General features: G+C 60.8%; 24 protein-coding genes. 9 read left to right on the forward strand and 15 right to left on the reverse strand.

All coding sequences use genetic code 11. The features are described 5' to 3' along the window. Positions 1-278: 278 nt before the first annotated feature. The 9 genes from panC to dksA all read right to left on the reverse strand — a co-directional run bounded on the left by panC (position 279) and on the right by dksA (position 10,998). Entirely contained in the window at positions 279-1,139 is an 861-nt protein-coding gene (gene panC, locus BBF94_RS24875; protein WP_065261587.1) for a pantoate--beta-alanine ligase, read from the reverse strand. Further along, entirely contained in the window at positions 1,136-1,936 is an 801-nt protein-coding gene (gene panB, locus BBF94_RS24880) for a 3-methyl-2-oxobutanoate hydroxymethyltransferase (protein WP_065261588.1), read from the reverse strand. Before panB ends, panC begins: the two co-directional genes overlap by 4 nt. Positions 1,937-2,316: 380 nt before the next feature. Further along, positions 2,317-2,802, reverse strand: a complete 486-nt coding sequence (gene folK / locus BBF94_RS24885; protein ID WP_065261589.1) for a 2-amino-4-hydroxy-6-hydroxymethyldihydropteridine diphosphokinase — start codon at positions 2,800-2,802, stop codon at positions 2,317-2,319. Between the two features lie 3 nt (positions 2,803-2,805). Beyond that, positions 2,806-4,194, reverse strand: coding sequence for a polynucleotide adenylyltransferase PcnB (locus BBF94_RS24890; RefSeq protein ID WP_065261590.1), 1,389 nt, complete (start codon positions 4,192-4,194; stop codon positions 2,806-2,808). A 729-nt stretch (positions 4,195-4,923) separates the two neighbouring features. Next, complete coding sequence (locus tag BBF94_RS24895) at positions 4,924-6,360, reverse strand: sigma-54-dependent transcriptional regulator (RefSeq protein ID WP_065261591.1); 1,437 nt, start codon at positions 6,358-6,360, stop codon at positions 4,924-4,926. Positions 6,361-6,382: 22 nt separating this feature from the next. After that, on the reverse strand, positions 6,383-9,337 hold the full coding sequence (locus BBF94_RS24900) for a sensor histidine kinase (RefSeq protein ID WP_176704503.1): 2,955 nt from the start codon (positions 9,335-9,337) through the stop codon (positions 6,383-6,385). Further along, positions 9,321-9,497, reverse strand: a complete 177-nt coding sequence (locus BBF94_RS27805) for a hypothetical protein (RefSeq protein ID WP_003176118.1) — start codon at positions 9,495-9,497, stop codon at positions 9,321-9,323. The genes BBF94_RS24900 and BBF94_RS27805 overlap by 17 nt, the downstream gene beginning before the upstream one ends. A gap of 77 nt (positions 9,498-9,574) precedes the next feature. After that, positions 9,575-10,471, reverse strand: coding sequence for a tRNA glutamyl-Q(34) synthetase GluQRS (gene gluQRS / locus BBF94_RS24905; protein ID WP_065261593.1), 897 nt, complete (start codon positions 10,469-10,471; stop codon positions 9,575-9,577). 83 nt (positions 10,472-10,554) lie between these two features. After that, positions 10,555-10,998 carry an RNA polymerase-binding protein DksA gene (dksA, locus tag BBF94_RS24910; RefSeq protein ID WP_065261594.1) on the reverse strand — a complete coding sequence of 148 codons (444 nt, stop codon included), beginning with the start codon at positions 10,996-10,998 and terminating at the stop codon, positions 10,555-10,557. Positions 10,999-11,331: 333 nt separating this feature from the next. Between dksA and BBF94_RS24915 the strand changes: the two genes are divergently transcribed. Both BBF94_RS24915 and sfsA read left to right on the forward strand, forming a co-directional pair. After that, positions 11,332-12,504 (forward strand): pyridoxal phosphate-dependent aminotransferase, encoded by a 1,173-nt coding sequence (locus BBF94_RS24915; RefSeq protein WP_065261595.1) that lies wholly within the window; start codon positions 11,332-11,334, stop codon positions 12,502-12,504. Further along, positions 12,504-13,217 (forward strand): DNA/RNA nuclease SfsA, encoded by a 714-nt coding sequence (gene sfsA / locus BBF94_RS24920; RefSeq protein ID WP_065261596.1) that lies wholly within the window; start codon positions 12,504-12,506, stop codon positions 13,215-13,217. Before BBF94_RS24915 ends, sfsA begins: the two co-directional genes overlap by 1 nt. Here the strand turns inward: sfsA and BBF94_RS24925 are convergent. Beyond that, the gene (locus BBF94_RS24925) at positions 13,214-13,531 is read right to left on the reverse strand and encodes a Rieske (2Fe-2S) protein (RefSeq protein WP_065261597.1); all 318 of its coding nucleotides are present in this window, start codon (positions 13,529-13,531) and stop codon (positions 13,214-13,216) included. The genes sfsA and BBF94_RS24925 overlap by 4 nt on opposite strands. 163 nt (positions 13,532-13,694) lie before the next feature. Between BBF94_RS24925 and BBF94_RS24930 the strand changes: the two genes are divergently transcribed. The 4 genes from BBF94_RS24930 to BBF94_RS24945 are packed head-to-tail and all read left to right on the forward strand — an operon-like array spanning position 13,695 to position 17,238. Beyond that, complete coding sequence (locus BBF94_RS24930) at positions 13,695-14,567, forward strand: heme/hemin ABC transporter substrate-binding protein (protein ID WP_065261598.1); 873 nt, start codon at positions 13,695-13,697, stop codon at positions 14,565-14,567. Positions 14,568-14,617: 50 nt separating this feature from the next. Beyond that, positions 14,618-15,601: a FecCD family ABC transporter permease gene (locus BBF94_RS24935; RefSeq protein WP_176704504.1), complete on the forward strand. Its 984-nt coding sequence runs from the start codon at positions 14,618-14,620 to the stop codon at positions 15,599-15,601. Then, positions 15,601-16,368, forward strand: a complete 768-nt coding sequence (locus BBF94_RS24940) for a heme ABC transporter ATP-binding protein (protein WP_065261600.1) — start codon at positions 15,601-15,603, stop codon at positions 16,366-16,368. The genes BBF94_RS24935 and BBF94_RS24940 overlap by 1 nt, the downstream gene beginning before the upstream one ends. Before the next feature lie 21 nt (positions 16,369-16,389). Further along, positions 16,390-17,238 carry a ChaN family lipoprotein gene (locus BBF94_RS24945; RefSeq protein WP_065261601.1) on the forward strand — a complete coding sequence of 283 codons (849 nt, stop codon included), beginning with the start codon at positions 16,390-16,392 and terminating at the stop codon, positions 17,236-17,238. A 216-nt stretch (positions 17,239-17,454) separates the two neighbouring features. On the opposite strand, the gene BBF94_RS24950 is transcribed toward BBF94_RS24945, so the two are convergent. From BBF94_RS24950 to BBF94_RS24965, 4 genes are all read right to left on the reverse strand, one after another. Next, complete coding sequence (locus BBF94_RS24950) at positions 17,455-18,246, reverse strand: Crp/Fnr family transcriptional regulator (RefSeq protein WP_065261602.1); 792 nt, start codon at positions 18,244-18,246, stop codon at positions 17,455-17,457. A 15-nt stretch (positions 18,247-18,261) separates the two neighbouring features. Then, positions 18,262-18,534, reverse strand: a complete 273-nt coding sequence (locus BBF94_RS24955) for a TfoX/Sxy family protein (RefSeq protein ID WP_003228231.1) — start codon at positions 18,532-18,534, stop codon at positions 18,262-18,264. Between the two features lie 207 nt (positions 18,535-18,741). Then, the gene (locus BBF94_RS24960) at positions 18,742-19,086 is read right to left on the reverse strand and encodes a pentapeptide repeat-containing protein (protein ID WP_065261603.1); all 345 of its coding nucleotides are present in this window, start codon (positions 19,084-19,086) and stop codon (positions 18,742-18,744) included. A 91-nt stretch (positions 19,087-19,177) separates the two neighbouring features. Next, the gene (locus BBF94_RS24965; protein WP_065261604.1) at positions 19,178-20,734 is read right to left on the reverse strand and encodes a bifunctional aminoglycoside phosphotransferase/ATP-binding protein; all 1,557 of its coding nucleotides are present in this window, start codon (positions 20,732-20,734) and stop codon (positions 19,178-19,180) included. 117 nt (positions 20,735-20,851) lie between these two features. Here BBF94_RS24965 and mrcB point away from each other — a divergent pair, with 117 nt between their 5' ends. From mrcB to BBF94_RS24980, 3 genes are read left to right on the forward strand one after another with little or no spacing between them, the layout of a single operon-like run. Then, complete coding sequence (gene mrcB / locus BBF94_RS24970; RefSeq protein WP_065261605.1) at positions 20,852-23,176, forward strand: penicillin-binding protein 1B; 2,325 nt, start codon at positions 20,852-20,854, stop codon at positions 23,174-23,176. Positions 23,177-23,192: 16 nt separating this feature from the next. Next, positions 23,193-23,948: a tetratricopeptide repeat protein gene (locus tag BBF94_RS24975; RefSeq protein WP_065261606.1), complete on the forward strand. Its 756-nt coding sequence runs from the start codon at positions 23,193-23,195 to the stop codon at positions 23,946-23,948. Then, entirely contained in the window at positions 23,948-24,283 is a 336-nt protein-coding gene (locus BBF94_RS24980; RefSeq protein ID WP_065261607.1) for a YqcC family protein, read from the forward strand. Before BBF94_RS24975 ends, BBF94_RS24980 begins: the two co-directional genes overlap by 1 nt. Before the next feature lie 18 nt (positions 24,284-24,301). On the opposite strand, the gene BBF94_RS24985 is transcribed toward BBF94_RS24980, so the two are convergent. Then, positions 24,302-24,718: a DUF4124 domain-containing protein gene (locus BBF94_RS24985; protein WP_065261608.1), complete on the reverse strand. Its 417-nt coding sequence runs from the start codon at positions 24,716-24,718 to the stop codon at positions 24,302-24,304. Positions 24,719-25,114 lie beyond the last annotated feature (396 nt).

The following is a 25,114-nucleotide window of genomic DNA, read 5'->3' on the forward strand; positions in this document are numbered from 1 at the left end:
CTGCGTCGACACGATTACATTGGCGCAGGGCGAATACAGTAAACCCGGCGCGGCGATCTGTCTTGGCTTCTTCTGACCTGTTACCTGTACTTTTTTAACATCGATAACAGGAAAGACCGACAGACGGCGAATAATGCGAGCAAGTCCCTGATGATCGCGCGCCTCGAACGGCGGGCAGTTTGCACGATGGGTGGGTAGGCAGCAATACGGTCTGGAAGGGGATGCGGCACGAATGAGGGAGCGAGCAGGCTGGCTCCCTCATTTTGCTGTTGCGGTGTTCAGGCGGGGGTATCGAGGTTCAGGTGCAGGTTGTCGATCAACCGAGTGGTGCCGAGGAACGCCGCCACCAGAATCACCAGGTCACGATCTTCTGCCGTGGCCGGACGCAGGGTCAGGGCGTGGCGGATTTCCAGGTAATCCGGGCGCAGGCCGGCGGCTTCCAGCTGTTGCCGCTGTGCCTGGATCAAGGCCGGGAAGTCGCGCTCGCCCTGCCGGATCGACTCGGCAATGCTGCTCAGGGCGCGGTAAACGACTGGCGCCACGGCACGCTGCTGTTCGTTGAGGAAACCGTTGCGCGACGACAGCGCCAGACCGTCGGCAGCGCGTACGGTCGGCTCGCCGATGATCTGGATCGGCATGTTCAGGTCGTGCACCAGTGCGCGGATCACCGCCAGCTGCTGATAGTCCTTTTGACCGAAAATCGCCAGATCCGGCTGGACCATGTTGAACAGCTTGCTGACCACGGTCGCCACGCCTTCGAAGTGCCCGGGGCGGCTGGCGCCGCACAGTCCTTCGGAAAGCAGCGGTACGCTGACCCGGGTCTGGCCGGCCATGCCGTCGGGGTACATTTCTTCGACGGTCGGGGCAAACAACAGGGAGCAGCCGGCTTCCAGCAGCTTTTCCTGATCCGCCGCCAGGGTGCGCGGGTACTTGTCGAGGTCTTCGCCGGCGCCGAACTGCAGCGGGTTGACGAAAATGCTCGCGACCACGAAATCCACGCGTTGCCTGGCCTTGGTGATCAGTGCGATGTGGCCGCTGTGCAGGTTGCCCATGGTCGGGACGAAGCCGATGCGCTTGCCTTCGCTGCGGGCGCGGGCTACGGCGGCACGCAGTTCACGTACGGTTTTGACGGTGTTCATGCGGAGAATCCGTGTTCGATCCCGGGGAAAGTGGCGGCTTTGACTTCGTTCACGTAAGCCTTCAGCGCGGACTGGATGCTGTTCTGGTCCTGCATGAAGTTCTTCACGAATTTCGGAACGCGACCACTGATCGACAGGCCGAGCATGTCGTGCAGGACCAGTACCTGGCCATCGGTATCAGTGCCGGCGCCGATGCCGATCACCGGAATTTTCACCGCCTGAGTGATTTCGGCGGCCAGTTCGCTCGGTACGCATTCGAGCAGCAACATCGCGGCGCCCGCCTGCTCCAGAGAGATTGCGTCGGCGCGCATCTGGCGCGCCTGGTTTTCGTTACGCCCCTGCACTTTATAGCCACCGAGAATGTTCACGGCTTGCGGAGTCAGGCCCATGTGGGCGCAGACCGGTACACCGCGTTCGGCCAGCAGGCGGATGGATTCCGCCAGCCACAGCGCACCTTCGACCTTGATCATGTGCGCACCGGCCTGCATCAGCCTGGCGCTGTTGGTCATGGTCTGTTCGAGGGTGGCGTTGGCCATGAACGGCAGGTCGGCCAGGATCAGGGCGTCGGTGTTGCCGCGCTTGACGCAGGCGGTGTGGTAGGCCATTTCCTCGATGGTCACCGGCAGGGTGCTGTCGTGACCTTGCAGGACCATGCCGAGGGAGTCGCCCACCAGCAGCACTTCGACACCGGCCTCGTTGCAGGCGTGGGCGAAGGTCGCGTCATAGCAGGTCAGCATGGTGATCTTTTCACCTTTCTGCTTGAGGCTCTGGAGCGTGGTCAGGGTGATGGCTGGCATGTAAGAAATCCTCGTTCAGGCGCTTTGGAAACTACTGCGAGTAACGCGCGTGATTCGTCATCTATTCAGGCGCACGCTCTTTTGTCGTGCTTATAAGGCCTGGATTGCGCCCTTGTATGCCGGGTTGGCGGCAGCGGGACGCCTATAGTCGTGATGAGGCCTCAGGAAGTCAATTGCATGTGTTACCGCATTGTTACGAGGGGAGTGTTACCGGCGTTACTGATGCGATTCAGCGGGGCGGCGGGCCTGATTCGCAGGATTTTCGTCCTACAAAAAACCCTGTGGGAGCGAGCTTGCTCGCGAAAGCGGTCAGTCAGCCAATGCAAATATTGACGGTCAGATTGCCTTCGCGGGCAAGCTCGCTCCCACAGGGTGTGGTATCAGTTTGAGGTAATGCGTTCGAGGCCGACGAACGGGCAGGCTGCGAGCAGATCTGCAAGTGTCCGGCCATCGGCCAGGCGCAGACTTTCGGGGGCCAGTTCGGCCAGGGGATAGAGGACGAACGCGCGTTCCTGCATGTGGTAATGCGGGACTTTGAGGCGCGGCTCGTCGATCAGGCGATCACCGAACAGCAGAATGTCCAGATCCAGCGTGCGAGGCCCCCAGCGCTCCAGGCGTTCGCGACCCTGATCGTTTTCGATAGCTTGCAGGGCGTCGAGCAATTCCAGCGGGGCGAGTGTGCTGTCGAGTGCGGCGACCGCGTTGGTGTACCGCGGCTGACCCGGCAGCAGCGAGTCGCTCTGGTAAAAGGCCGATACACCGACCAGTGTTGTACACGGCAGATGCGCCAAGGCATCGACCGCGCTGCGCAATTGTTCGGCGGGGTCAGCCAGATTGCTGCCCATGCCGAGGTAGATACGCTCCATGCCTTATTCGCCCGAAGCGCCGGCGCGTTTGCGCTTGGCGCCGCTGCTGCGACGACGCTTGCGTGGGGCGCCGGTCCCGTCTTCCTTGCCGCTGAGATCACGGATCATGTCGCGGCGTTCGCTGTCATTGGCGTCCTGATAGTCGGTCCACCATTCGCCCAGACCGTCGGTCTGCTCGCCGGCGCTTTCACGCAGCAGCAGGAAGTCGTAGCCGGCGCGGAAGCGCGGATTATCCAGCAACAGGTCGGCACGTTTGCCGCTGCGGCGTGGCAGGCGTTCCTGCATGTCCCAGATCTCGCGGATCGGCAGGGTGAAACGTTTTGGAATCGCAATGCGCTGGCACTGTTCGGCGATCAGCTCGTGGGCCGCTTCCTGCATCGCCGGAATCGGCGGCATGCCGCGCTCCTGCAGGCGCAACACGCGAGCCGGCAGGGCTGGCCACAGCAGCGCGGCAAACAGGAACGCCGGGGTCACCGGTTTGTTTTGCTTGATCCGCAGATCGGTGTTGGTCAGTGCCTCGCTGATCAGCGTATGGGTGTATTCCGGGTTGTATTCCAGTGCGTCGGAACTGGCCGGGAACAACGGCGCGAACAATTGCAGATCGACCAGCATCTCGAAGGTGATGGCGCCATGTCCGGACAGGAACAACTTGAGCACTTCCTCGAACAGTCGCGCCGAAGGAATTTCACGCAGCATCGGTGCCAGATCGCGGATGGGCTGGACGGTGTGTTTTTCAATGCCGAAGTTGAGCTTGGCGGCGAAACGCACGGCCCGCAGCATCCGCACCGGGTCTTCCTGGTAACGCTGCTTCGGATCGCCGATGAGGCGGATCAGATGATTGCGGATGTCGTGTACGCCGTTGGCGTAATCGAGGATGCGCTCGCTGACCGGATCGTAATACAAAGCGTTGATGGTGAAGTCGCGGCGTTGCGCGTCTTCTTCCAGGGTGCCGTAAACGTTGTCGCGCAGAATGCGCCCGCTCTCGTTGCGCGAGGACTGGTTGTTGTCTTCGTCGTCTTCGTTTTGCGGGTGATTGGCACGGAATGTCGCGACCTCGATGATTTCGCGACCGAAATGGATGTGTACCAGCTTGAAGCGGCGGCCGATGATCCGCGCGTTGCGGAATTCGGCGCGAACCTGTTCGGGGGTGGCGCTGGTGGCGACGTCGAAGTCTTTGGGTGTGATGCCCAGCAACATGTCTCGCACGCAACCACCGACCAGATAGGCCTGGTAGCCGGCGCCCTGCAGACGTTCGACGATGTTGACCGCGTATCGGCTGAATTGCGCCTTTTGCAGCGAATGTTGGCCGCTGTTGAGGACTTCAGGCGTGCTGCGGATGTGTTGCGTACGACGCCGGGGCGTTCGGAGTGACTGGAACAGCTTCTTCAGCATGGGATGCACTGTTTGAAGGAATGTTCGGCCATACCAGAGAATGGCCGCATGATGGGCGAGGATTCTAGCATTTAGTCGAGGGATGGTGTAGGACACGGCAGATATGAGCTGAAAGCCGCAGCTGCAAGGGTAAAGCGGGGCGATTTCGAGGATTTTGCGGGGTGGGAAACTACAAGGGGAGCCGAAGCTCCCCAAGAAGTAGTTGCGTGCTCTTTTTATTATTGATTCGGGCTTCTTGTTTTTGTTGAGCGCCCTCGCCATGAAGCTTTTCTTCATGACCCTCCCAATCGGGAGCCAAGAGCAAACGGATTGCTTTGGTCGCTGAATTGCAGTGATCTTGCGATCCAACCAGTACAGGCTCTGTCTTAGGACAGTTTTTGTTGTTCTCGGCCTGGTCGTGGGACAAGCCCCAAATACAATGCCTCTCCAAAAGAATCAGTTAGCTGCGTCTCTCGCCGTCTTGTTTTTATTGTGCGTGAGTCGATTCGTCTTATTTTTATTGTCTTGTGCATTGCTTGTTATTGTTCTTGTACCAGACATATAGCAGGTGCCGTGCCAACTTTTGCGAACCCCAGTAAAACAAGGGGTTAGGTCGATATGACCGTTTTTTGGGGGCGAAAAAAAGCCGGGGTTTCGTTACCGATAACCCCGGCTTCTGTTACGTGAAAAGACTGAGGTAACAGTTTTTTCACACATTCAACGGTTACCCGCACACTCGACAGGTAACGTTCAGCTCTCGCTGGCAACCCCGGTCTTGCGCCGTGGGATGCCCAGACGCTGGCGGCGCTCCCACAGACATTTGCGGCTGACGCCCAGTTTGCGCGCCAGTTCGGTTTCGGTCATGTGGTCCTGATGCTCGAGTACGAAATGCTGGAAGTAGTCTTCCAGCGACAGGTCTTCGGTCGGCTCGTGGCTGCTGTTGGCGGCGTTACCGGCCGGTTGTGCCGGCAGGCCGATGAACTCATCGTCTTCCAGATCCCCCAGTTCGATATCGATGCCAAGCAGGTCGGCGGAGATTTCCGGGCTTTCGCTCAGGATGACGGCACGCTCGACTGCGTTTTCCAGCTCTCGCACGTTGCCCGGCCAGGAATAGTGCCGGATCGCCTGTTCGGCATCGGCGGCAAACTTGAGGTCGGTGCGGTTGATGCGAGCGCTCTGGCGAGCGAGGAACGCATTGGCGATTTCGTTGACGTCGGCACCGCGCTCGCGCAGGGCCGGCAGTTTCAATGCGATCACGTGAAGACGGTAGTACAGGTCTTCACGGAACTGGCCGATTTTCGCCAGGCTCTTGAGGTCACGGTGGGTGGCGGCAATCAGTCGGACATCGACTTTCTGCGACTGTACCGAACCGACCCGGCGAATTTCACCCTCCTGCAGCACACGCAACAGACGGGCCTGAGCCTCCAGAGGCAGTTCGCCGATCTCGTCGAGGAACAGCGTGCCGCCGTCCGCCGCTTCCACCAGACCGGCGCGACCGGCGCTGGCCCCGGTGAACGCACCTTTCTCGTGGCCGAACAGCTCGGACTCGATCAGGCTTTCGGGAATGGCTGCGCAGTTCACCGAGATCATTGGCGCCTTGGCGCGCTTCGACAGGTTGTGCAGGGCGCGGGCCACCAGCTCCTTGCCGGTCCCGGACTCGCCCTGGATCAGGACATTGGAATCGGTCGGCGCGACTTTGCGGATCTTGCCGTAAAGATCCTGCATCGGAGGGCAGGAGCCGATGATGCCGATCTCGCCATTGCCGCTGTCGGCGGTGGACTTGGCATTGCCATTGGCGGTTTTACCGGCAACGACTTCGCCGGCAGCCGGTGCCGACTGTCGATCGCGCAGGATCCGCGCCACGGCCTGCAGCATCTCGTCATGGTCGAAAGGTTTGGCGATGTAATCCACCGCACCCATCTTCATCGAGTCCACCGCCGAGCGCAGGCTGGCGTAGCTGGTCATGATCAGCACCGGCGTGCCCTGGCCAAGCTTGATCAGCTCGGTGCCCGGGGCGCCCGGCAGTCGCAGGTCGCTGACGATCAGATCGAATGTGGGAATACTGAAGCGTTCTTGTGCTTCCTGCACGGAACCGGCTTCGCTGACCTGATACTGGTTGCGTTCCAGCAGGCGGCGCAAGGCGGAGCGGATAATGGTTTCGTCTTCGACGATCAAAATGTGCGGCATTGATTCGATTCTCTCGACGGTCTCAGTTCACAGCGGACGTCGCTTCGACATGGCGCGGCAAAGTCACCCGGATACGGGTGCCGCGCTGGCTCTGAACATCGGCCGGGCTGTCGATGGTGATTTGTCCATAATGCTCTTCAACGATGGAATAGACCAGTGCAAGGCCCAGACCGGTGCCTTCGCCAGGATCCTTGGTGGTGAAGAAAGGTTCGAACAATCGGTCCATGATGCTCGATGGAATGCCGCTGCCTTCGTCCTCCACGATCAGATCGACCGTGTGTTCGCCGGCTTCGCTCTTGACCCGCACCGCACTGCCTGCAGGCGAGGCGTCGCGGGCGTTGGAGAGCAGGTTGATCAGCACCTGGGCAAGCCGTTGCGGGTCGCCTTCGACCCAGTGCTCGGGATCGCACAGATTGTAGAACTGGACTTCGAAGTTGCGTCGGTTCAAGGCCAGCAAGCCGATGGCGTCCTGCGCCACTTCCGCCAGACAGACGGGCTCGTCGCTGTGCTGGTGGCTGCCGGCGTGGGCGAAACTCATCAGCGACTGCACGATGCGTGATACGCGTTTGGTCTGCTCGAGGATCTGCCCGCTGATTTCCGTCAGTTCGCCATCCTCTTCGCGTTCTTCCCGAAGGTTTTGTGCAAGGCAGGCGATGCCGGTGATCGGGTTGCCGATTTCATGGGCCACGCCGGCCGCGAGACGACCGATGCTGGCCAGGCGCTCGGAATGCACCAGTTTGTCTTCGAGCATCTGGGTTTCGGTCAGGTCTTCCACCAACAGCACGAGGCCGCTGTTACCGGGGGCCAGCGGTTCGTCGATGGCGGCCTTGTGCAGGTTCAGCCAGCGGGTCTGGCCATCGAGGGCCAGATGTTGCTTGTGCAAATGTTCGTCGGGCAGGTTGATGAAGCCTTGCAACAACTCTTTCCACGGATTGGCGATGGTGTTCAGGCGCGAGCCGACCACTCGTTGCGCGGCAATCCCCGTCAGTTCTTCCATGGCCTTGTTCCACATCAGGATTTCCTGATCCTTGGCCAGCGAGCACACGCCCATCGGCAGTTCCTGCAAGGTCTGGCGGTGGTAGCGGCGCAGGGCATCGAGTTCGGCGGCAAGACCCGTGAGGCGCGAGTGATAGTCCTCGAGACGGCTCTCGATGAAGTGGATATCTTCGGTGACGTAGTTTTCGCCGCCGGCTTTGTATGGCAGGAAGGTTTCGACCATGTCCTGGGCCACGCTGGGGCCCATCAGGCCGGACAGGTTGGCCTCGATGCGGTCGCGCAATCGGCGCAGGGCATACGGGCGGCGTTCGTCGAAAGGCAGATAAAGGTCGCGCAGAGCCTGTTCGACTTCCTTTTGCGCGGCCTTGGCGCCCAATGGCTTGGCCAGTTGTGTGGCGAACTCCTGCGGCGAGGCGGCATGCAGTTCCCGGCGTTGCGGACGACGCACGTTGTCCACTGCGCAGGCTTCTGCGGCGCTGGCTTCTTCCGGGCTGGCATTGGTGAACAGCGAAATCAGCGTGAACATCAGAACGTTGGCTGCCAGCGAGGCGATGGCCGCCATATGCCAACTGGTGTCGTCCAGCACGTAGATCATGTTCAGCAGCGGAATATAGAACCCCTGCAGATTGCCGACCAGCGGCAGCAGCATGGTCACTACCCAGACCACAATCCCGGCAAGCAGGCCGGCCACGAAGCCGCGCCGATTGGCGGTCGGCCAATACAGTACGGAGAGCACGCCGGGCAGGAATTGCAGGGTCGCCACGAAAGCGACGATGCCGAGGTTGGCCAGGTCCTGCTCGGCGCCGAGCATCAGGTAGAAACAGAAACCGGCCATGATGATCGCGACGATCAACGCGCGGCGCGTCCATTTCAGCCAGCGATAAATGTTGCCTTCGGCCGGCGGCTGGTAGAGCGGCAGCACCAGATGGTTCAGGGCCATGCCCGACAGCGCCAGGGTGGTGACGATGATCAGGCCGCTGGCCGCCGACAGACCGCCGACGTAGGCCAGCAGGGCCAGGGCCTTGCTGTTGGCGGCGATACCGATGCCGAGGGTGAAGTACTCGGGGTTGGTGGTCGCACCGAGTTTCAGGCCGGCCCAGAGAATCAACGGCACTGCCAGACTCATCAACAGCAGGAACAGTGGCAGGCCCCAGCTCGCACTGACCAGCGAGCGCGGATTGAGGTTTTCGGTGAAGGTCATGTGATACATGTGCGGCATTACGATCGCCGAGGCGAAAAACACCAGCAGCAACGTGCGCCATGGACCTTCCTGCAAGGGCGTGTGCAGGGCGGCGAGGGCGGTCTGGTTCTGCAACAGCCACAGTTCAAGGTGTTGCGGGCCGTCGAACACGCCGTACAGGGCGTAGAGGCCGACACCACCAAGCGCCGCCAGTTTGATCACCGATTCGAAGGCAATCGCGAACACCAGCCCCTCGTGTTTTTCACGGGTGGCGATGTGGCGCGAGCCAAAGAAGATCGTGAACAGGATGATCAGCGCACAGAACGCCAAGGCCACGCGATTCTGCACCGGCTCGCCGGTCAGAATGCCGATGGAGTCGGCCACGGCCTGGATCTGCAGCGCCAGCAACGGCAGGACGCCGATCAGCATGAAAATCGTGGTCAGCGCACCGGCCCAGGTGCTGCGGAAGCGGAAAGCGAACAGGTCCGCCAGTGACGACAGTTGATAAGTGCGGGTGATCTTCAGGATCGGATACAGCAGCACCGGCGCCAGCAGAAAGGCGCCGGAGACCCCGAGATAACTGGACAGAAAACCGTAGCCGTACTGGTAGGCCAGGCCCACCGTTCCGTAAAACGCCCAGGCACTGGCGTAGACCCCCAGCGATAGGGTGTAGGTCAGCGGGTGGCGAATGATCGCCCGGGGGATCATGCCCCGTTCACTGATCCAGGCCACCCCGAACAGCGCGGCCAGGTAGGCGGCGCTGATCAGCAGCATGTGGGTCAGGCTAAAGCTCATCGGCATCTTTTTGGCTCTGCAGGATGAAGGTCACGACAATCAGGATCAGCCAGAGCAGATAAGGGCGATACCAGGCGCCCGTGGCGTCGATCCACCAATCCATGATGGCTGGAGAAAACAGGTAGATCCCCACGACCAGAAGCAGGACCAAGCGATAGATGTACATCCCGGCCTCTCTTTTTTATGCGCGTGCCCGAAAACGTGCGGCGATGGTAACGGATGGGCGCGCCACTGCAAGTGTCGTCACAGCAGTTGCGCTTCGGGCAGGGTCAGTGTGCGCGGTATCTTCGCCGCATCCCAGTGGGCGCTGCCCCATTTCAGCAGTTCCTGCGGCGAGGCGTCGGCCAGTTCGGGCCCGGGGTCTTGTCCCAGTGCACGCAGGGCTCGCAACAATAGCGGGGTGGCCTGGTCGGCCTGCAGCGGCGGCGAGCGATAAGACTTGCCCAGCTTGTGGCCGTCCGGCTGAGTAATCAACGGTAAATGCAGGTAACGGGGTTGGCGCAATCCCAGCAGCTCTTGCAGGTAAAGCTGACGTGGCGTCGAGTCGAGCAGATCGGCGCCGCGCACGATGTCGGTGATGCCCTGCCAGGCGTCGTCGAGCACTACCGCCAGTTGGTAGGCGTAGAGCCCGTCACGGCGGCGGATCACGAAATCACCGACGTCGCGGCCCAAGTGCTGGCGGTATTCCCCCTGCACCCGGTCCAGGAAGTGATATTCCAGCTCCGGCACACGCAGGCGGATCGCGGCGTCGTCCTGGCTGTGGCCGAGATTTCGGCAGAGCCCCGGATAGATACCGTGATAAGGCTCCAGTTGCTTGCGCGAGCAGGTGCAGGCGTAGGCGAGACCATGGCTGAACAGACTGTCCAGCACTTGGGCGTAGGCTTCATGCCGATCGCTCTGGCGGACCATTTCGCCGTCCCATTCGAAACCGTAGCTTTCCAGCGCCTTGAGAATCGCGGCTTGCGCGCCCGGCTCCTCCCGGGGTGGATCGAGATCCTCCATGCGCACCAGCCATCGACCGTTTACCGAGCGGGCATCCAGATAAGAGGCCAGTGCGGCCACCAGTGAGCCGAAGTGCAGGTGTCCACTGGGCGTCGGGGCAAAGCGGCCGATGTAGGCGGGGGAGGTGTTGGCAGTCATGAGAGCGATGCTACTGGAGAGTGTAAAAACAGCAGAAACAAAAACGGAGCGTTCACACGCTCCGTTCTTCGTTCAGGTCGGGATTACTTGCCGACCTGCTTTTCCTTGATTTCCGCAAGGTTCTTGCAGTCGACGCACATGTCGGCAGTCGGGCGGGCCTCGAGGCGCTTGACGCCGATCTCGATGCCGCAGGAGTCGCACCAGCCGTACTCTTCGTCTTCGATCAGTTGCAGGGTCTTGTCGATCTTCTTGATCAGCTTGCGCTCGCGGTCGCGGGCGCGCAGTTCGAGGGCGAACTCTTCTTCCTGGCTGGCCCGGTCGGCCGGATCAGGGAAGTTGGCCGCTTCGTCTTTCATGTGATCAACAGTGCGGTCGACTTCCTGCATCAACTCCTGTTTCCACTTGGACAGGATCTTGGTGAAGTGCGCGCGCATGGGGGCGCCCATGTACTCTTCGCCCTCTTTGGGGACGTAAGGCTCGAAACCGCTGAGTGTCTGACTTGCCTGTTGCTTTGCTTGGGTGGGCATGAAATGGACCGCCTCTACTCTTGTAATCCATTGCGCAGGATTGCTCCATCACCGACACCTGCCGGCCCTGCGACTGCAAGCGGGCGAACTTACCAGATCAATCCGGCCCGCGCTACTCCCGGATGTCGAGCCCGCGGCCGGCGGTGCCTGCAAATGTTTGCCAGGCCATGTCTGGTGGTGCTGGAGCCCTGACAATCACTGATTTTAGTCAATCCTGGAGCGTACGTTTGTCTTGTTACAGTCCAGTGTTCCTGAGGCTGTGACCACGGCGGGCTCTCGCTCGTTCCGGCAGATGGGTAGAATCGTCTTTTTTCACTCGTTGAAGGAAGGCCAATGGCTCAGCCCTACAGTGCGCGCAGTCGTGCGATCGAACCGTTCCATGTGATGGCGTTGCTGGCGCGGGCCAATGAATTGCAGGCCGCCGGCCACGATGTGATCCATCTGGAAATCGGCGAGCCGGACTTCACTACGGCCGAACCGATCATTCGCGCAGGGCAGGCGGCGCTGGCGGCGGGCAAGACCCGTTACACCGCCGCGCGTGGGATTCCCGAGCTGCGTGAGGCGATTTCCGGCTTTTACCAGACCCGTTACGGCCTGAATATCGACCCCCGGCGGATTCTGATCACGCCGGGCGGTTCAGGGGCGTTGCTGCTGGCCAGTGCGTTGCTGGTGGATCCGGGCAAGCACTGGTTGTTGGCCGACCCCGGTTATCCATGCAACCGGCACTTTCTGCGACTGGTCGAGGGCGCGGCGCAGCTTGTGCCTGTAGGGCCGGATGTACGCTATCAACTGACGCCGGATCTGGTAGAGCGCTACTGGGATCACGACAGTGTCGGCGCCCTGGTCGCTTCGCCTGCCAATCCGACCGGCACGATTCTGACCCGTGACGAACTGGCAGGGTTGTCCACAGCCCTCAAGGCGCGTCACGGGCATCTGGTGGTGGACGAGATTTATCACGGCCTGACGTATGGCGCCGAGGCGGCGAGTGTGCTGGAAGTCGACGACAGCGCATTTGTGCTCAACAGTTTCTCCAAATATTTCGGCATGACCGGTTGGCGCCTTGGCTGGCTGGTGGCACCCGATGCAGCAATCAGTGAGCTGGAGAAGCTCGCACAAAACCTCTACATCAGTGCCCCGAGCATGGCCCAACAGGCAGCGCTGGCCTGCTTCGAGCCGGATACCATCGCGATTCTCGAGGAACGTCGGGCCGAATTCGGCCGTCGACGCGATTTCCTGCTGCCCGCGTTGCGGGAGCTGGGTTTCACCATCGCAGTCGAGCCAGAAGGTGCGTTCTACTTGTATGCCGATATCAGCCAGTTTGGTGGCGATGCCTTCGCGTTCTGCCGCCACTTCCTTGAAACCGAACATGTGGCGTTCACGCCGGGCCTGGATTTCGGGCGTTATCAGGCCAGCCATCATGTGCGCTTTGCCTATACGCAGGACCTCCCTCGCCTGCAGGAAGCGGTGGAACGCATTGGTCGCGGCTTGAAGAGCTGGCAAGGCTGATGCGCTTTCATCCTCCTCTCGAAGAAGGGCGATTGATCCGCCGTTACAAGCGTTTTCTTGCCGATATCGAAACCGTTGACGGCGAGTTGCTGACGATTCACTGCCCGAACACTGGCTCGATGCTCAATTGTCAGGTCGAGGGCGGGCAGGTCTGGTTCAGTCGCTCGAATGACCCCAAACGCAAGCTGCCCGGTACCTGGGAAATCGGCGAAACCCCGCAGGGGCGATTGTTCTGTGTGAACACCGGTCGCGCCAACGGGTTGGTGGAAGAGGCGTTGCAGGCTGGTGTCATCAGCGAACTGAGCGGTTTTACCGCGCTGAGACGCGAAGTGGCCTACGGGCAGGAAAAAAGCCGCATCGATTTTCGCCTCGATTACCCGGGCGGACCGGCGTACGTGGAGGTAAAGAGTGTCACGCTGGGGTTCGACGGTACGGCGGTGGCGGCATTTCCCGATGCGGTGACACAGCGAGGCGCCAAACATCTGCGTGAATTGGCGCATCTGGCGCGCGACGGAATTCGGGCCGTGCAGCTGTACTGCGTGAACCTGACCGGCATCGAGGCAGTGCGTCCTGCCGTGGAAATCGATTCTTCTTACGCCGATGCCTTGCGCGAAGCGGTGGCGAACGGGGTTGAGGTGCTGGCTTATGGGGTGCGATTGAACCATGAGGAAATGTTGATCGATCGCCGTCTGGATGTATTGCTCGACGGTTAAACGTCGACCCACAGCCCTTGGGCGTCTTCACGGCAATCAATGGCCGTCAGGGATTGCCCGGCGCACGGTCCCGCTACGCATTCACCGTCCTCGATCAGAAACAGTGCGCCATGGGTGGCGCACTGGATCAGGCTGTTGCTCGGATCGAGGAACTGGTCGGGCTGCCATTCGAGCCCGACGCCGCGGTGCGGGCAACGGTTGAGGTAGACGTAGGCCCTTCCGGCCCGGCGCACGGCGAACAGTCTTTTCCCGTCGATCTCGAAACCGCGGCTGCCGGCCTCGCCCAGATCGGCGCCCGTGCACAGAAACTTCATGGCTATCCTCAAGTGTCAGGTCGTGTCCGGATATGTCCGAGCTTGACGTTCAAATGCAAACAATTATCAAATGGCCGCCTTCGCCCGTTGTGCGGTGGCGCTGCCGAGGATACTTGGCCTGCCGTCTCGATGCCCGGGAAAATCCCATGAAGGAATGCTGCCTATGCGCCTGATTACTCGCGTTGCCGCACTGTGTGTCGGACTTCTGGTCAGTTACCAGGCTATTGCGGCCCAATTGCCGCAACGCTGGGTCAGCGCCGGTGGTGCCTTGTCCGAGTGGGTGAGTGCCCTGGGCGGCGAGGCCAGACTGGTGGGCGTCGACACGACCAGCCAGCATCCGCAATCCCTCAAATCGCTGCCGAGCATCGGCTATCAGCGCAGTCTTTCGGCCGAAGGTATTCTCAGCCTGCGTCCGGACATTCTGATCGGCACCGAGGAAATGGGACCGCCGCCGGTGATTTCGCAGGTTCGCAGTGCCAAGGTGCAGGTGGAACTGTTTTCGGCCCAACCGGATCTGCCGACGCTGGAAAAGAACGTCACCCGTCTGGGGCGGTTGCTGGGCGCCGAGACTCAGGCGGCGCGACTGCTGCAAAGTTATCAACAGCAACTCGACGCACAGCAGGCGCTCGTGGTTGCGGTGCAGTCGAAACAGAAAGCACCGGGTGTGCTGTTGCTGCTGGGGCATGCGGGCGGCAAACCGTTGATTGCCGGCAGGGACACCGCCGCCGACTGGATGCTGCAACAGGCGGGCGGACACAACCTGGCCACCCACACCGGCTACAAGCCGTTTTCCATGGAGTCGCTGGCCGGGCTCGATCCTGAAGTGCTGGTGTTCGCTGATCGCGCCTTGACCGGCGACGCGGCGAAAGCGGCGCTGTTCAAGGAAAACCCGATTCTCGACTCCAGCCGGGCGGCCAAGGCCGGGCGCGTGCTGGAAGTAGATCCGACGTTGTTGGTCGGCGGTCTCGGGCCGCGTTTGCCGGCCGCATTGAAAGCCCTGTCTGACGGTTTCTATCCGGGTGTGAGCGGCCAATGACCACGCTGGTCAAACCCCGTGGCTTGTTCACCGGCCTGATTCTGCTGTGCCTGTTGGCCACCTGGCTGTCACTGGCCCTGGGGCCGGTCAGTCTGCCGCTGTTCGATACCTTGCGCGCTGCATTGCGCATGATCGGCTTGCCACTGGCACCTGAGGGACTGGAGCAGGCTGAGCTGATTCTCGGGCAGATTCGTTTACCTCGTACCTTGCTCGGGCTGGCGGTCGGCGGCGTGCTGGCGCTGTCGGGGGTGGCGATGCAGGGACTGTTTCGCAATCCGCTGGCCGATCCCGGACTGGTCGGTGTGTCCAGCGGCGCGGCGCTAGGGGCGGCGGTGGCGATTGTCGGCGGTACGTTTTTCGGCGGTCTGCCGGAGTGGTTCGGGCCGTACCTGTTGTCGGTGTGTGCGTTTCTTGGTGGTCTTGGGGTGACGGCATTGGTCTATCGGCTCGGCCGTCGCAATGGGCAGACCCATGTCGCGACCATGTTGCTGGCAGGCATCGCCCTGACGGCGCTGGCCAGTTCGGCAGTGGGGCTTTTCACCTATCTGGCGGACGACGCCACCCTGCGTACCCTGACCTTCTGGAACCTCGGCAGTCTCAATGGTGCGAGTTATGCGCGATTGTGGCCGTTGCTGATCATCAGCGCCGGTGTCGCATTGTGGCTGCCGCGCCGGGCCATGGCCTTGAATGCACTGTTGCTCGGTGAGTCGGAAGCCGGGCATCTGGGAATCGATGTCGAGCGGTTGAAGCGCGAACTGGTGTTCTGCACGGCGCTGGGTGTCGGTGCCGCGGTGGCGGCGGCGGGGATGATCGGTTTCGTCGGGCTGGTGGTGCCGCATCTGGTGCGCCTGCTCGCCGGCCCCGATCATCGCGTGTTGCTGCCCGCATCGGTGCTGGCAGGCGCCAGTCTGTTGTTGCTGGCGGATCTGGTGGCGCGGTTGGCACTGGCGCCGGCGGAGTTGCCGATCGGTATCGTCACCGCATTCATCGGCGCACCGTTTTTCCTTTATCTGCTGTTGCGGGGGCGTGCCTGATGCTGAGTGCGCACAATCTGCTGGTCCGTCGTGGCCGCAAGACGGTGCTGGCTGATGTCAGCCTGCAACTGGAATCGGGTGAAGTGCTCGGCGTGCTGGGCCCCAATGGCGCCGGCAAAAGTACCTTGCTCGGGGCGTTATGCGGTGAACTGCGTGCCAGCGAAGGCAATGTCCTTCTCGACGGTGAAAGCCTCGATCGCTGGAGCGGCACTCAGCGTGCCCGTCGCCTGGCGGTACTGCCGCAGGTCTCGACACTGGATTTCGCCTTTCGTGTCGAAGAGGTGGTCGGTATGGGGCGCTTGCCTTATCAGAGCGGAAGAGCTCGCGACGCCGAGATTGTGGCCGATGCATTGGCGGCCGCCGATGTCGGACACCTGAGCGGGCGCAGTTATCTCGCGCTGTCCGGTGGCGAACGTCAACGGGTACACCTGGCCCGCGTGCTGGCGCAATTATGGCCGGGGCAGGCCGGTCAGACCTTGCTGCTGGATGAGCCGACTTCGATGCTCGATCCATTGCATCAGCACACCACGTTGCAGGCGGTGCGCGAGTTTGCCGGTCGTGGCGCGGCGGTCATGGTGATTCTGCACGATCTGAACCTGGCGGCGCGCTATTGTGATCGTATCCTGCTGCTTGACGGCGGACGCCCGGTAGCGCTGGATACACCTGCGCAGGTATTGCGTCCTGAGTCGCTCAAGGCCGTTTTCGGTCTGGAAGTACTGGTGCAGCCACATCCGGAACGCGGGCATCCGCTGATCATCGCCCGCTGATTCAATCATCAAGGTGAAAACATGCGCGCGATGGTGCTGATTGCAGTGTTGTTACTGGGCGCTTGCCAGCATGTGACGCCGCCTCCGCTCAGCGGCGAGATTGTTGATCTGCGCAGCGGAGCTGCGATGACCCCGCAGGAGCTTTTGGCGCGCCTGGGCAAGCCGGCGCGGGTGATCATCGGCGAGCAGCATGACAACGCCGATCACCATGCCGTGCAATTGTGGCTGCTGCAGAATCTCGGCGAAAAGCGTTCTCAGGGCAGTCTGTTACTGGAAATGCTGACGCCCGATCAACAAGCGCGGGTCGATGGAGTGCGGCGTGCATCCAAGCCGCCCGCTGATCTTGCGGTCGAACTGGCGTGGCAGGACGGATGGGACTGGAACCTGTATGGGCCGATTGTCCGGTTTGCGCTTTCACAACCCTATCCGCTGCTGACGGCCAATCTCGATGACACTGAAATTCGTGGGTTTTATCGCAAGCCTCCCATTCTGAAAGGGGAGCGCAGTAGCGTCGCGTCGGTGAAAGACGAACTGGCACGGCAGATCAGCGATTCTCACTGTGGCTTGCTGCCTCAATCGCAAATGCCGGCGATGGTGGCGGTCCAGCAGCAACGGGATCGGCGCATGGCTGTCCGCTTGTTGGCTGCACCCGCGCCTGCATTGCTGTTGGCCGGTGCGTTTCACGCGCGCAAGGATATTGGCGTACCGCTGCATATGCTGGATCTGGGCGCACCTGAAGCACCGACCGTGTTGATGCTGGCGGAGCAGGGCAGCGAGGTTACGCCGGCCATGGCCGATTATGTCTGGTTCACGCCTGCTGCACCGAAACCGGATTACTGTGCCGAGATGCGCAAACAATTCGGCAAATGACGTTCTTGCGGGCAAAAAAAGACCCGGAAGAACCGGGTCAAATAACCGTGATTAGCCTGATGAGGAGATAATCTGAGAGTCCGAACCAAGGGCTTTTCAGAATATCGACTGATCTCGCGATCAGTTGTGATAATCATAGCGATTCTCATTAACATGTCAATCGATGTTTTTTCGTTTCTTTTGAATCGTCTGGTGAATGGCTGAAAACTCAGGTTTTCAGCCTGGACGCTCAAGGGCGGTGAGCTGCCTGTTGAGTTGATCGATGCGCCGCGCCATGCTTTCGATCAGGCTGTGGGCGATCTTCGGATTGCTGCGGGTCATGCTCAAAAACTGATCACCGGGAATCAGCATCACGGTACTCGGTTCGCAAGCGACGACAGTGGCGTTACGCGGCTCTCCGGTGAATATCGCCATGGCGCCAAAAATCTCGTCCCTGGGCACGTCGCCAACCTTGTGACCGCCGACGAATGCCTGCGCATGTCCTTCGATGATCACGAATACGTGATCAGCGGGATCACCCTCGCGGATCAACACCTCTCCAGCCTCGACCCGTTTGAATCCATTGGTACTGCGAAACTCTCTCGGCTTCAGTTCGGCGACGGCATGAGTCAGCAGTGCCATTTGCCCGAGCAGATAGTTCAGAAATGAGTCCAAGCGTGCAGGATCCGAACGCAGATGTTGAAACAGGTCATTGCGCCGGAACGGTTGCAAGCTCACTGGTGCATCGCAGCAAAGGATGCAGTCCGCCCACTCCGGGCCTTGTTGCAGGCCGATCAGGTCACCTTCCTGCCAATAGAGCAACGCGCGGCCACCGAGGCGACCATTGATGGTGCCCTCTGTCAGTAGAAAGAGTTGATCGCCTGGCAATTGCGCCAGCAGATCCTGCGAGGCCTCCAGTTCCAGGGCGGGGCCGCATGGCGCAAGCCCCGGCAGCCATTGAGCGGGTAGGCTCTGCAAATGATTGATGAGCGCCTCGGCCGGCGCCGATTGTTCCCCGAGCAGGTACATGAAGGTGAGTGCCCGTCAGTTCTTGTGGCGAGAAGAAATGGCTTCAAGCTGTTTGTTCAGAGCATCCTTGCGTTCGGCGGGAATGTCGTTCCAGTGCACATCCATCAATGCCCCTTCGATCGCATACAACAACACCTTCGACGCCCGGAACCCGCGCGTACGCACGGCCCGGTAGGCATCCACGGCGCCCAGGCGACGCAGATCCGAGGCGCTGTGGATGCCCACGGCATGCAGCCACTGCGCCGACGTCTTGCCAAGATTCTTCAGGTGTTGCAGTTCATCATTCATCAAGCCTCCTTGCGACGGCCGAATGGTGCGTGGGCGATCTTCTCAGGAGTGTAGCCATCAGTAGGAAAAGCGTGGTTGTTTGGTCGGATTCGACGCAAAAGCTTCTAAGAGGTGTCAGTTTTTCACTGAGGAATACGGCGGGGAGAGACTAATAGCACCTTGTCCAGCGCAAAGCGGGGGCGCTGGACGGGTTGGTTTCAACGCGTTTCAGCGGGTGCGATAACGCAGACGCGTACCGAAATTCATCGACATCAGGATTTCATCGGCACTGAGTTCCGGGGGGAAGTAAGCACCGGAGATCTGCGCATGGGCCAGGCTGGCGCCTTCCAGTGATGCATTGCGAAAGTCAATGCCACGCAAGTCGGCGGAACGGAAGTAGGCGTCCCGGAAATCCACGCCGTCGGCGTTCAGTTCACGCAGATCGAGGCCGCGGAAATCACCACCGACCATGTCGATCGGGCCGTCTTTCGGGCGTTCCTTGTTGAAACCGGCAATGTCGTCCTTGTGCAGCAAGGCATAAAGCGGGGTGTCGAGAAGTTTCGGCTGGCTCATGTCAGATCACCTGTTGGTTTTATGACGCCAGTATAGTGCCACTATTTGGCGGCCGTGAAGCGAGCGAGGGCTTCACGGCCGAAATAGTTTCTTACAGCCCCGGCAGACGCTGGCGGATTTGTGCCACGACGGTATCCAGAGTTCCGGATTCATTGGTCTGCACGCGTTTGCTGCGCAGGATTTCGTCCGGGGTCAGCGCTTCACGATTGGCCTGCTGGGCTTCGATCACGGCCAGCGTGGCGTCGGACGGATCCTTCTTGTCTGCCTGACGAATCGCCAGCCAGCTCTCGATCACCGCTTGTGGTGCGTTGCAATCGAGGATCAGGAACGGCGTGCCGGTGGCCTCGGCAACCTTGGCTGCATCGTCACGTTGTTCGCGCTTGAGGTAAGTGGCATCGATCACAACCGGGAAACCGGCGTGCAGGATCACGTTGGCGATTTCATGCAGACGAGCATAAGTAGCGAGGCTTGCATCGGCACTGTAGATCCCGGCCTGTACATCGTTGGCGATGGTTTGTTCGCCGAACAGACGCTTGCGCTCGACATCGGAACGCAGGCGAATCGCGCCCAGCGCTTCGACCAGGCGCATGGCCACGTGGCTTTTGCCGACAGCAGAGACGCCATGGGTGATCGCCATGAAGCGCGAAGGAATGGTGCTGTAGCTTTCTGCCAGGTTGGCGTAGTTGCGGTACTGGCGCAAAGTGGTGGCGCGCTGTACCGGAGTCGCGTCGGCCGGCATGCTGAACAGCGCGACTTTCGCACGGACCAGTGCGCGGTAGGCCTTGTAGAAATTCAACACTTCCAGGCCCTGATAATCGCCGGTCAGTTCCAGGTATTGGCTGACGAAACGACGGGCCAGGGATTTCAGACCGCGGTCCTCAAGGTCCATCGCCAGGAAACCGGTGTCGGCCCAGACATCGGTGAAACGGAACGGCTCGTTGAATTCAATGCAGTCGAAGATCACCACCTTGCCATCGATCAGCGTAGCGTTGCCCAGGTGAATGTCGCCGTGGCATTCGCGAGTGAAACCTTCGGCCTTGCGCTGTGCGAACAGTGGTTTCAAACGTTCGAAGCTGCTTTCGGCCCAGGCTTGCAGGGCATCCAGTTGCAACAGATCAGCCTTGTCGCTGAGAAATGGCAGGATCTGCTCGAAGTTCTGACGAACCGGCGCCATCACGCTTTCAGGCGTGCCGGCATCGTGCCCGGCCGGGACCTTCGGCGCATTGAGGTGGAAACGAGCGATCTGCTCGGCCATTTCGTCAATGTGGGTGGTGGTCAGTTCGCCATTGGCTTGCAGGGTGCTCAGCAGACCGGTTTGCGGGAACTGGCGCATTTTCAGCACGTATTCGATGGCCGGGCCTTCGCCGCCCAATTGCGGCGTTTCAGCGGTGCCGGTGACCGGAATCACTTCCAGATACAAATCGTCGGTCAGGCGCTGGTTGAGACGCAGCTCTTCACCGCAAAAATGCTCGCGGGATTCGAGGCTGGTGAAATCGAGAAAGCCGAAGTTCACCGGTTTCTTCACTTTATAAGCGTAAGGACCGGTGAGCAGGACCCACGAAATGTGGGTTTCGATGACCTGGAACCCTTCGACAGGGTGCGGGTATAAGGCCGGGTTTTGCAGGGCAGCGATCAGGGACTGGCTCACAGGCGATCCTTCAGAGACTGGGGGAATTCGAGGTCGCCATTATGGCCGCTCGCCCGCTCGACGCAAACCTCGGAGCGCTCCTGTTGAGTATGAATAAAGTGCGTATAATCCGCCGCCATGACTCGTACTCGATCCCCCCGCACTCCTAAAAAACCACCTTCCCGGGGCCTGCGCCCATGGTTGGGCTGGGCCTTGAAACTCAGTCTGGTCGGCCTTGTGGTGCTGGCCGGCTTCGCCGTTTACCTCGATGCCGTGGTGCAGGAGAAATTCTCCGGCAAGCGCTGGACCATCCCGGCCAAGGTATACGCGCGCCCGCTCGAGCTGTTCGTCGGACAGAAGCTGAGCAAGGACGATTTCCTCACCGAACTCGATGCCCTGGGCTATCGCCGCGAAGCCGTGAGCAACGGTCCCGGCGCAGCCGCAGTCAACGGTAACACTGTCGATCTGAACACCCGCGGCTTCCAGTTCTATGAAGGTCTCGAGAAACCGCAGCCGGTTCGTGTGCGATTCTCCGGTGACTACGTGGCCGAACTTTCGGCGATCAATGGTTCGAAGCTGTCGGTGGTGCGTCTGGAGCCGCTGCTGATTGGCGGGATCTACCCGAAAAACCTTGAAGACCGGATTCTGATCAAGCTCGATCAGGTCCCGCCGTATCTGCTGGAAACCCTGGTTGCGGTGGAAGACCGGGATTATTACAGCCACTGGGGCGTGTCGCCGAAGTCGATCGCCCGGGCAATCTGGGTCAACACGTCTGGCGGCAGGATGACCCAGGGTGGCAGTACGTTGACCCAGCAATTGGTCAAGAACTTCTACCTGACCAACGAACGCAGCCTGACCCGCAAGCTCACCGAAGCCATGATGGCGATGCTGCTGGAGCTGCATTACGACAAGAAGGAAATACTTGAGGCCTACCTCAACGAGGTCTTCGTCGGTCAGGACGGGCAGCGGGCGGTGCACGGTTTCGGTCTGGCCAGCCAGTTCTTCTTCGGCCAGCCGTTGTCCGAACTGAAACTGCATCAGGTCGCGTTGCTGGTCGGCATGGTCAAGGGGCCGTCCTATTACAACCCGCGTCGCAACCCGGAGCGGGCGCTGGAGCGACGCAACCTGGTGCTCGATGTGCTTGAGCAACAGGGCGTTGCTTCTGCCGAACAAGTGGAGGCCGCGAAGAAAATGCCGTTGGGCGTGACCACACGCGGCAAACTGGCCGACAGTTCATTCCCGGGCTTCATCGATCTGGTCAAGCGTCAGTTGCGTGAAGACTACCGTGACGAAGACTTGACCGAAGAAGGGCTGCGGATTTTCACCAGCTTCGACCCGATCCTGCAGATGAAGGCGGAAGCATCGGTCAATGACACCTTCAAGCGTCTTGCCGGCCGCAAGGGTTCCGATGATGTGGAAGCGGCAATGGTCGTGACCAACCCGGAGACCGGTGAAGTCCAGGCGATGATCGGCAGCCGTCAGGCCAGTTACGCCGGGTTCAACCGGGCGCTGGATGCGGTGCGTCCGATCGGCTCCCTGGTCAAGCCTGCGGTTTATCTGACGGCGCTGGAAAAACCGAGCCAGTACACGCTCACTAGTTGGCTGTCGGACGATCCGCTTTCCATCAAGGGCGCGGACGGCCAGGTCTGGAAACCGCAGAACTATGACCGTCGCTCCCACGGTACGGTTTTCCTTTATCAGGGGTTGGCGCATTCGTACAACCTGTCGACCTCGCGTCTCGGGCTGGCAGTGGGTGTTCCGAACGTGCTCAAGACCATCGGGCGCCTGGGTGTGACCCGAGAGTTTCCGGCGTTCCCGTCGATGCTGCTGGGGGCTGGTGGCATGACGCCGATCGAAGTGGCAACCATGTACCAGACACTGGCCAACGGCGGCTTCAATACGCCGATGCGCGGGATTCGCAGTGTACTGACCGCCGAAGGCGAGCCGCTCAAACGTTATCCGTTCCAGATCGAGCAGCGTTTCGATCCGGCGTCGATTTACCTGATCCAGAACGCCATGCAGCGGGTCATGCGTGAAGGTACCGGCAGCTCGGTCTACAACGTGCTGCCCAAAACCCTGACACTGGCCGGCAAGACCGGCACCAGTAACGATTCGCGCGACAGCTGGTTCGCCGGTTTCAGTCAGGATCTGCTGGCGGTGGTCTGGCTCGGTCGCGACGATAACGGCAAGACGCCGTTCACCGGTGCCACCGGCGCATTGCAGGTCTGGACCAGTTTCATGCGCAAGGCCGATCCGCTGCCGCTGGACATGCCGCAGCCGGACAACGTGGTTCAGGCGTGGGTCGATTCGCGTACCGGCCAGGGCTCTGATGCCAACTGTCCCGGCGCCGTGCAGATGCCGTATATTCGCGGCAGCGAACCGCCATCCGGCGCATCCTGTGCGGGCGAAAGCCCGACATCGGGCGAGTCGGTGATGGATTGGGTCAAGGGCTGGATGAATTAAGCGAAGAGGGTTTCAAGTGAACAAGTGGTTGATTCCAGCGGTGACCGCCGTGGCTTTGCTCAGCGGCTGCTCCACCGTACAGCGTGGTTCGATCCCGGTGGTGGACGCCGGCACAACCGTGTCCAACAGCGAGCGTCTTTCAGCCAATGGCGGCTTTCGCAAAACCACGGTCAAGCGCCCGGTACAAGGTCAGGCGCAATCCCAGGCCATCCCGCAGGGCGATACTGGCGTAGTGGTGATGGTGCCCGGTGGCGGCGCCGCGACGTCGGCACCGATCAGCACTTCGCCGATCGTTCCGGGGCCGGCCTCTGGCGGTATCACACCGGGCCCCTACAACCCTTCGCCGGTCGAGTCCGCGCCGATCAGCTCCGGCAGCTACAGCATGCCTTCATCGCCGAGCGGCATTCCTTCGGCCAGCAGTGGCGGCGGTTTGTCCGCAGATGAGCAACTGGACGGCCCGGTCCTCGCTCTGCTGACCACTGCGCAGCAACAGCAGGCCGGAGGCGACCTGAATGGCGCATCCTCCAGCCTCGAGCGTGCTCAGCGCGTTGCACCGCGTGAGCCGCAAGTGCTTTACCGTCTGGCGCAAGTGCGCATGGCCCAGGGCGATGCCCCGCAAGCCGAGCAAACCGCCCGCCGTGCGCTGACCATGGCTAACGGTCGTCCGGACCTGCAGGCCAGCCTTTGGGAGCTGATCGCCCAGGCTCGCGAAAAGCAGGGTGATTCTGCTGGCGCTGCACTGGCGCGTCAGAAAGCCAGGGTTTCGCTGTGATGGACCCGCGTCTCTCGAAAGTCGCCGATCAACTGCTGTTGATCGAGCGTGAACTGCGTGCCCAGGGTTGGTGGGACGAGGTCCAGCCTTCTGTCGAAGCCTTGAGCAGTGTCGAGCCGTTCTCGGTCGACACCCTCGAGTTCGAGCAGTGGCTGCAATGGATCTTTCTGCCGCGGATGAAGATGATCCTTGAGCAGGATCTGCCGTTACCCAAAGCCTCGGGCATTCAGGAAATGGCCCAGATGGTCTTCGCCCAGCGCAATCTGCAGGGCCAGGACCGGCAGTTGCAGGTATTGCTCAAAGAGTTCGATCTGCTGATCACTGCAACTCATTGAACCGCCGACTGCCAGGGATCACTGGCAGTTTTCGGCGATCTGTTTCTGCGTCTCCGCGATACGTTCCTGACGTTGCGTATCGCTCAGGCGGCGCAGCTCTCCTTCGGTTTCCTCCCTCAGGCGCGGATTGTTCTGCAGCTGCGCCAGATTCGTGCGTGCCTGTTCGCAAAAGACCTTGAGCTGGTTCTGTTGGTCGGCGACCTGTTTTCTGACCTTGTCATCGATGGCTTTCTGATCACCCAGCGGGCCGCTGCCGGGTATGGCTGGCGGACGCGGGGGAGGCGAGGGCGGCGTTTGCACTGTCGTTGCCGGCTGACCTTGCGGCGGTTGTGCATCGAAGTGCGTGACACCTTGAGCATCGACCCATTTGTAGATCTGACCGGCCAGGCACCAGGGGCTGAGGCCGATCAGCAGAGCGGCGAGAAGCGTTCGCATGCTGATTCCTTGGCAAAATTGCGCAATTGACGCTAACAGAGTAGCGCTTTTCAGGTTTTTTCTTGCGTTCTCATGTGGTTACCCACAATTAAGCACGTTGACGGCTTGACTTGGAGAGGGCGAAACAGAAGAATCCAAAGTCCGCTGTACAGGGACTGCCAGAAGCAGACCCTCTCGGCAGATCATGAGGCGCCTATCCGCGTCGACCTGTTACACCCGCAACGCGTTACCTCGCGCTGGGTGGGAAAGGCCCGCAACACTTGGGACGATCCCAATACTTGCTCAGTCAGTGCTGACGTAGTCGGCGACCACCGTCGCTCATGCTCTGCCGAGAAGTAAACCTATTAAGACCCGTTCGCCTTTTTGCGGACGGTATTCTGGCGTTTTAGAGGTGAA

Origin of the sequence: Pseudomonas bananamidigenes, assembly GCF_001679645.1 — a bacterium.
GTDB classification, from domain to species: domain Bacteria; phylum Pseudomonadota; class Gammaproteobacteria; order Pseudomonadales; family Pseudomonadaceae; genus Aquipseudomonas; species Aquipseudomonas bananamidigenes.

What these genes read in the sequence shown, in the direction of transcription:
- folK (WP_065261589.1), bottom strand. Translation starts at nt 2,802, where the DNA reads ATGGAGCGTATCTACCTCGGCATGGGCAGCAATCTGGCTGACCCCGCC.
- BBF94_RS27805 (WP_003176118.1), bottom strand. Translation starts at nt 9,497, where the DNA reads ATGTACATCTATCGCTTGGTCCTGCTTCTGGTCGTGGGGATCTACCTG.
- BBF94_RS24930 (WP_065261598.1), top strand. Translation starts at nt 13,695, where the DNA reads ATGCGCCTGATTACTCGCGTTGCCGCACTGTGTGTCGGACTTCTGGTC.
- BBF94_RS24900 (WP_176704503.1), bottom strand. Translation starts at nt 9,337, where the DNA reads ATGCCGATGAGCTTTAGCCTGACCCACATGCTGCTGATCAGCGCCGCC.
- BBF94_RS24945 (WP_065261601.1), top strand. Translation starts at nt 16,390, where the DNA reads ATGCGCGCGATGGTGCTGATTGCAGTGTTGTTACTGGGCGCTTGCCAG.
- BBF94_RS24960 (WP_065261603.1), bottom strand. Translation starts at nt 19,086, where the DNA reads ATGAGCCAGCCGAAACTTCTCGACACCCCGCTTTATGCCTTGCTGCAC.
- BBF94_RS24985 (WP_065261608.1), bottom strand. Translation starts at nt 24,718, where the DNA reads ATGCGAACGCTTCTCGCCGCTCTGCTGATCGGCCTCAGCCCCTGGTGC.
- mrcB (WP_065261605.1), top strand. Translation starts at nt 20,852, where the DNA reads ATGACTCGTACTCGATCCCCCCGCACTCCTAAAAAACCACCTTCCCGG.
- dksA (WP_065261594.1), bottom strand. Translation starts at nt 10,998, where the DNA reads ATGCCCACCCAAGCAAAGCAACAGGCAAGTCAGACACTCAGCGGTTTC.
- BBF94_RS24955 (WP_003228231.1), bottom strand. Translation starts at nt 18,534, where the DNA reads ATGAATGATGAACTGCAACACCTGAAGAATCTTGGCAAGACGTCGGCG.
- BBF94_RS24890 (WP_065261590.1), bottom strand. Translation starts at nt 4,194, where the DNA reads ATGCTGAAGAAGCTGTTCCAGTCACTCCGAACGCCCCGGCGTCGTACG.
- panC (WP_065261587.1), bottom strand. Translation starts at nt 1,139, where the DNA reads ATGAACACCGTCAAAACCGTACGTGAACTGCGTGCCGCCGTAGCCCGC.
- BBF94_RS24940 (WP_065261600.1), top strand. Translation starts at nt 15,601, where the DNA reads ATGCTGAGTGCGCACAATCTGCTGGTCCGTCGTGGCCGCAAGACGGTG.
- gluQRS (WP_065261593.1), bottom strand. Translation starts at nt 10,471, where the DNA reads ATGACTGCCAACACCTCCCCCGCCTACATCGGCCGCTTTGCCCCGACG.
- BBF94_RS24980 (WP_065261607.1), top strand. Translation starts at nt 23,948, where the DNA reads ATGGACCCGCGTCTCTCGAAAGTCGCCGATCAACTGCTGTTGATCGAG.
- BBF94_RS24950 (WP_065261602.1), bottom strand. Translation starts at nt 18,246, where the DNA reads ATGTACCTGCTCGGGGAACAATCGGCGCCGGCCGAGGCGCTCATCAAT.
- BBF94_RS24915 (WP_065261595.1), top strand. Translation starts at nt 11,332, where the DNA reads ATGGCTCAGCCCTACAGTGCGCGCAGTCGTGCGATCGAACCGTTCCAT.
- sfsA (WP_065261596.1), top strand. Translation starts at nt 12,504, where the DNA reads ATGCGCTTTCATCCTCCTCTCGAAGAAGGGCGATTGATCCGCCGTTAC.
- panB (WP_065261588.1), bottom strand. Translation starts at nt 1,936, where the DNA reads ATGCCAGCCATCACCCTGACCACGCTCCAGAGCCTCAAGCAGAAAGGT.
- BBF94_RS24925 (WP_065261597.1), bottom strand. Translation starts at nt 13,531, where the DNA reads ATGAAGTTTCTGTGCACGGGCGCCGATCTGGGCGAGGCCGGCAGCCGC.
- BBF94_RS24895 (WP_065261591.1), bottom strand. Translation starts at nt 6,360, where the DNA reads ATGCCGCACATTTTGATCGTCGAAGACGAAACCATTATCCGCTCCGCC.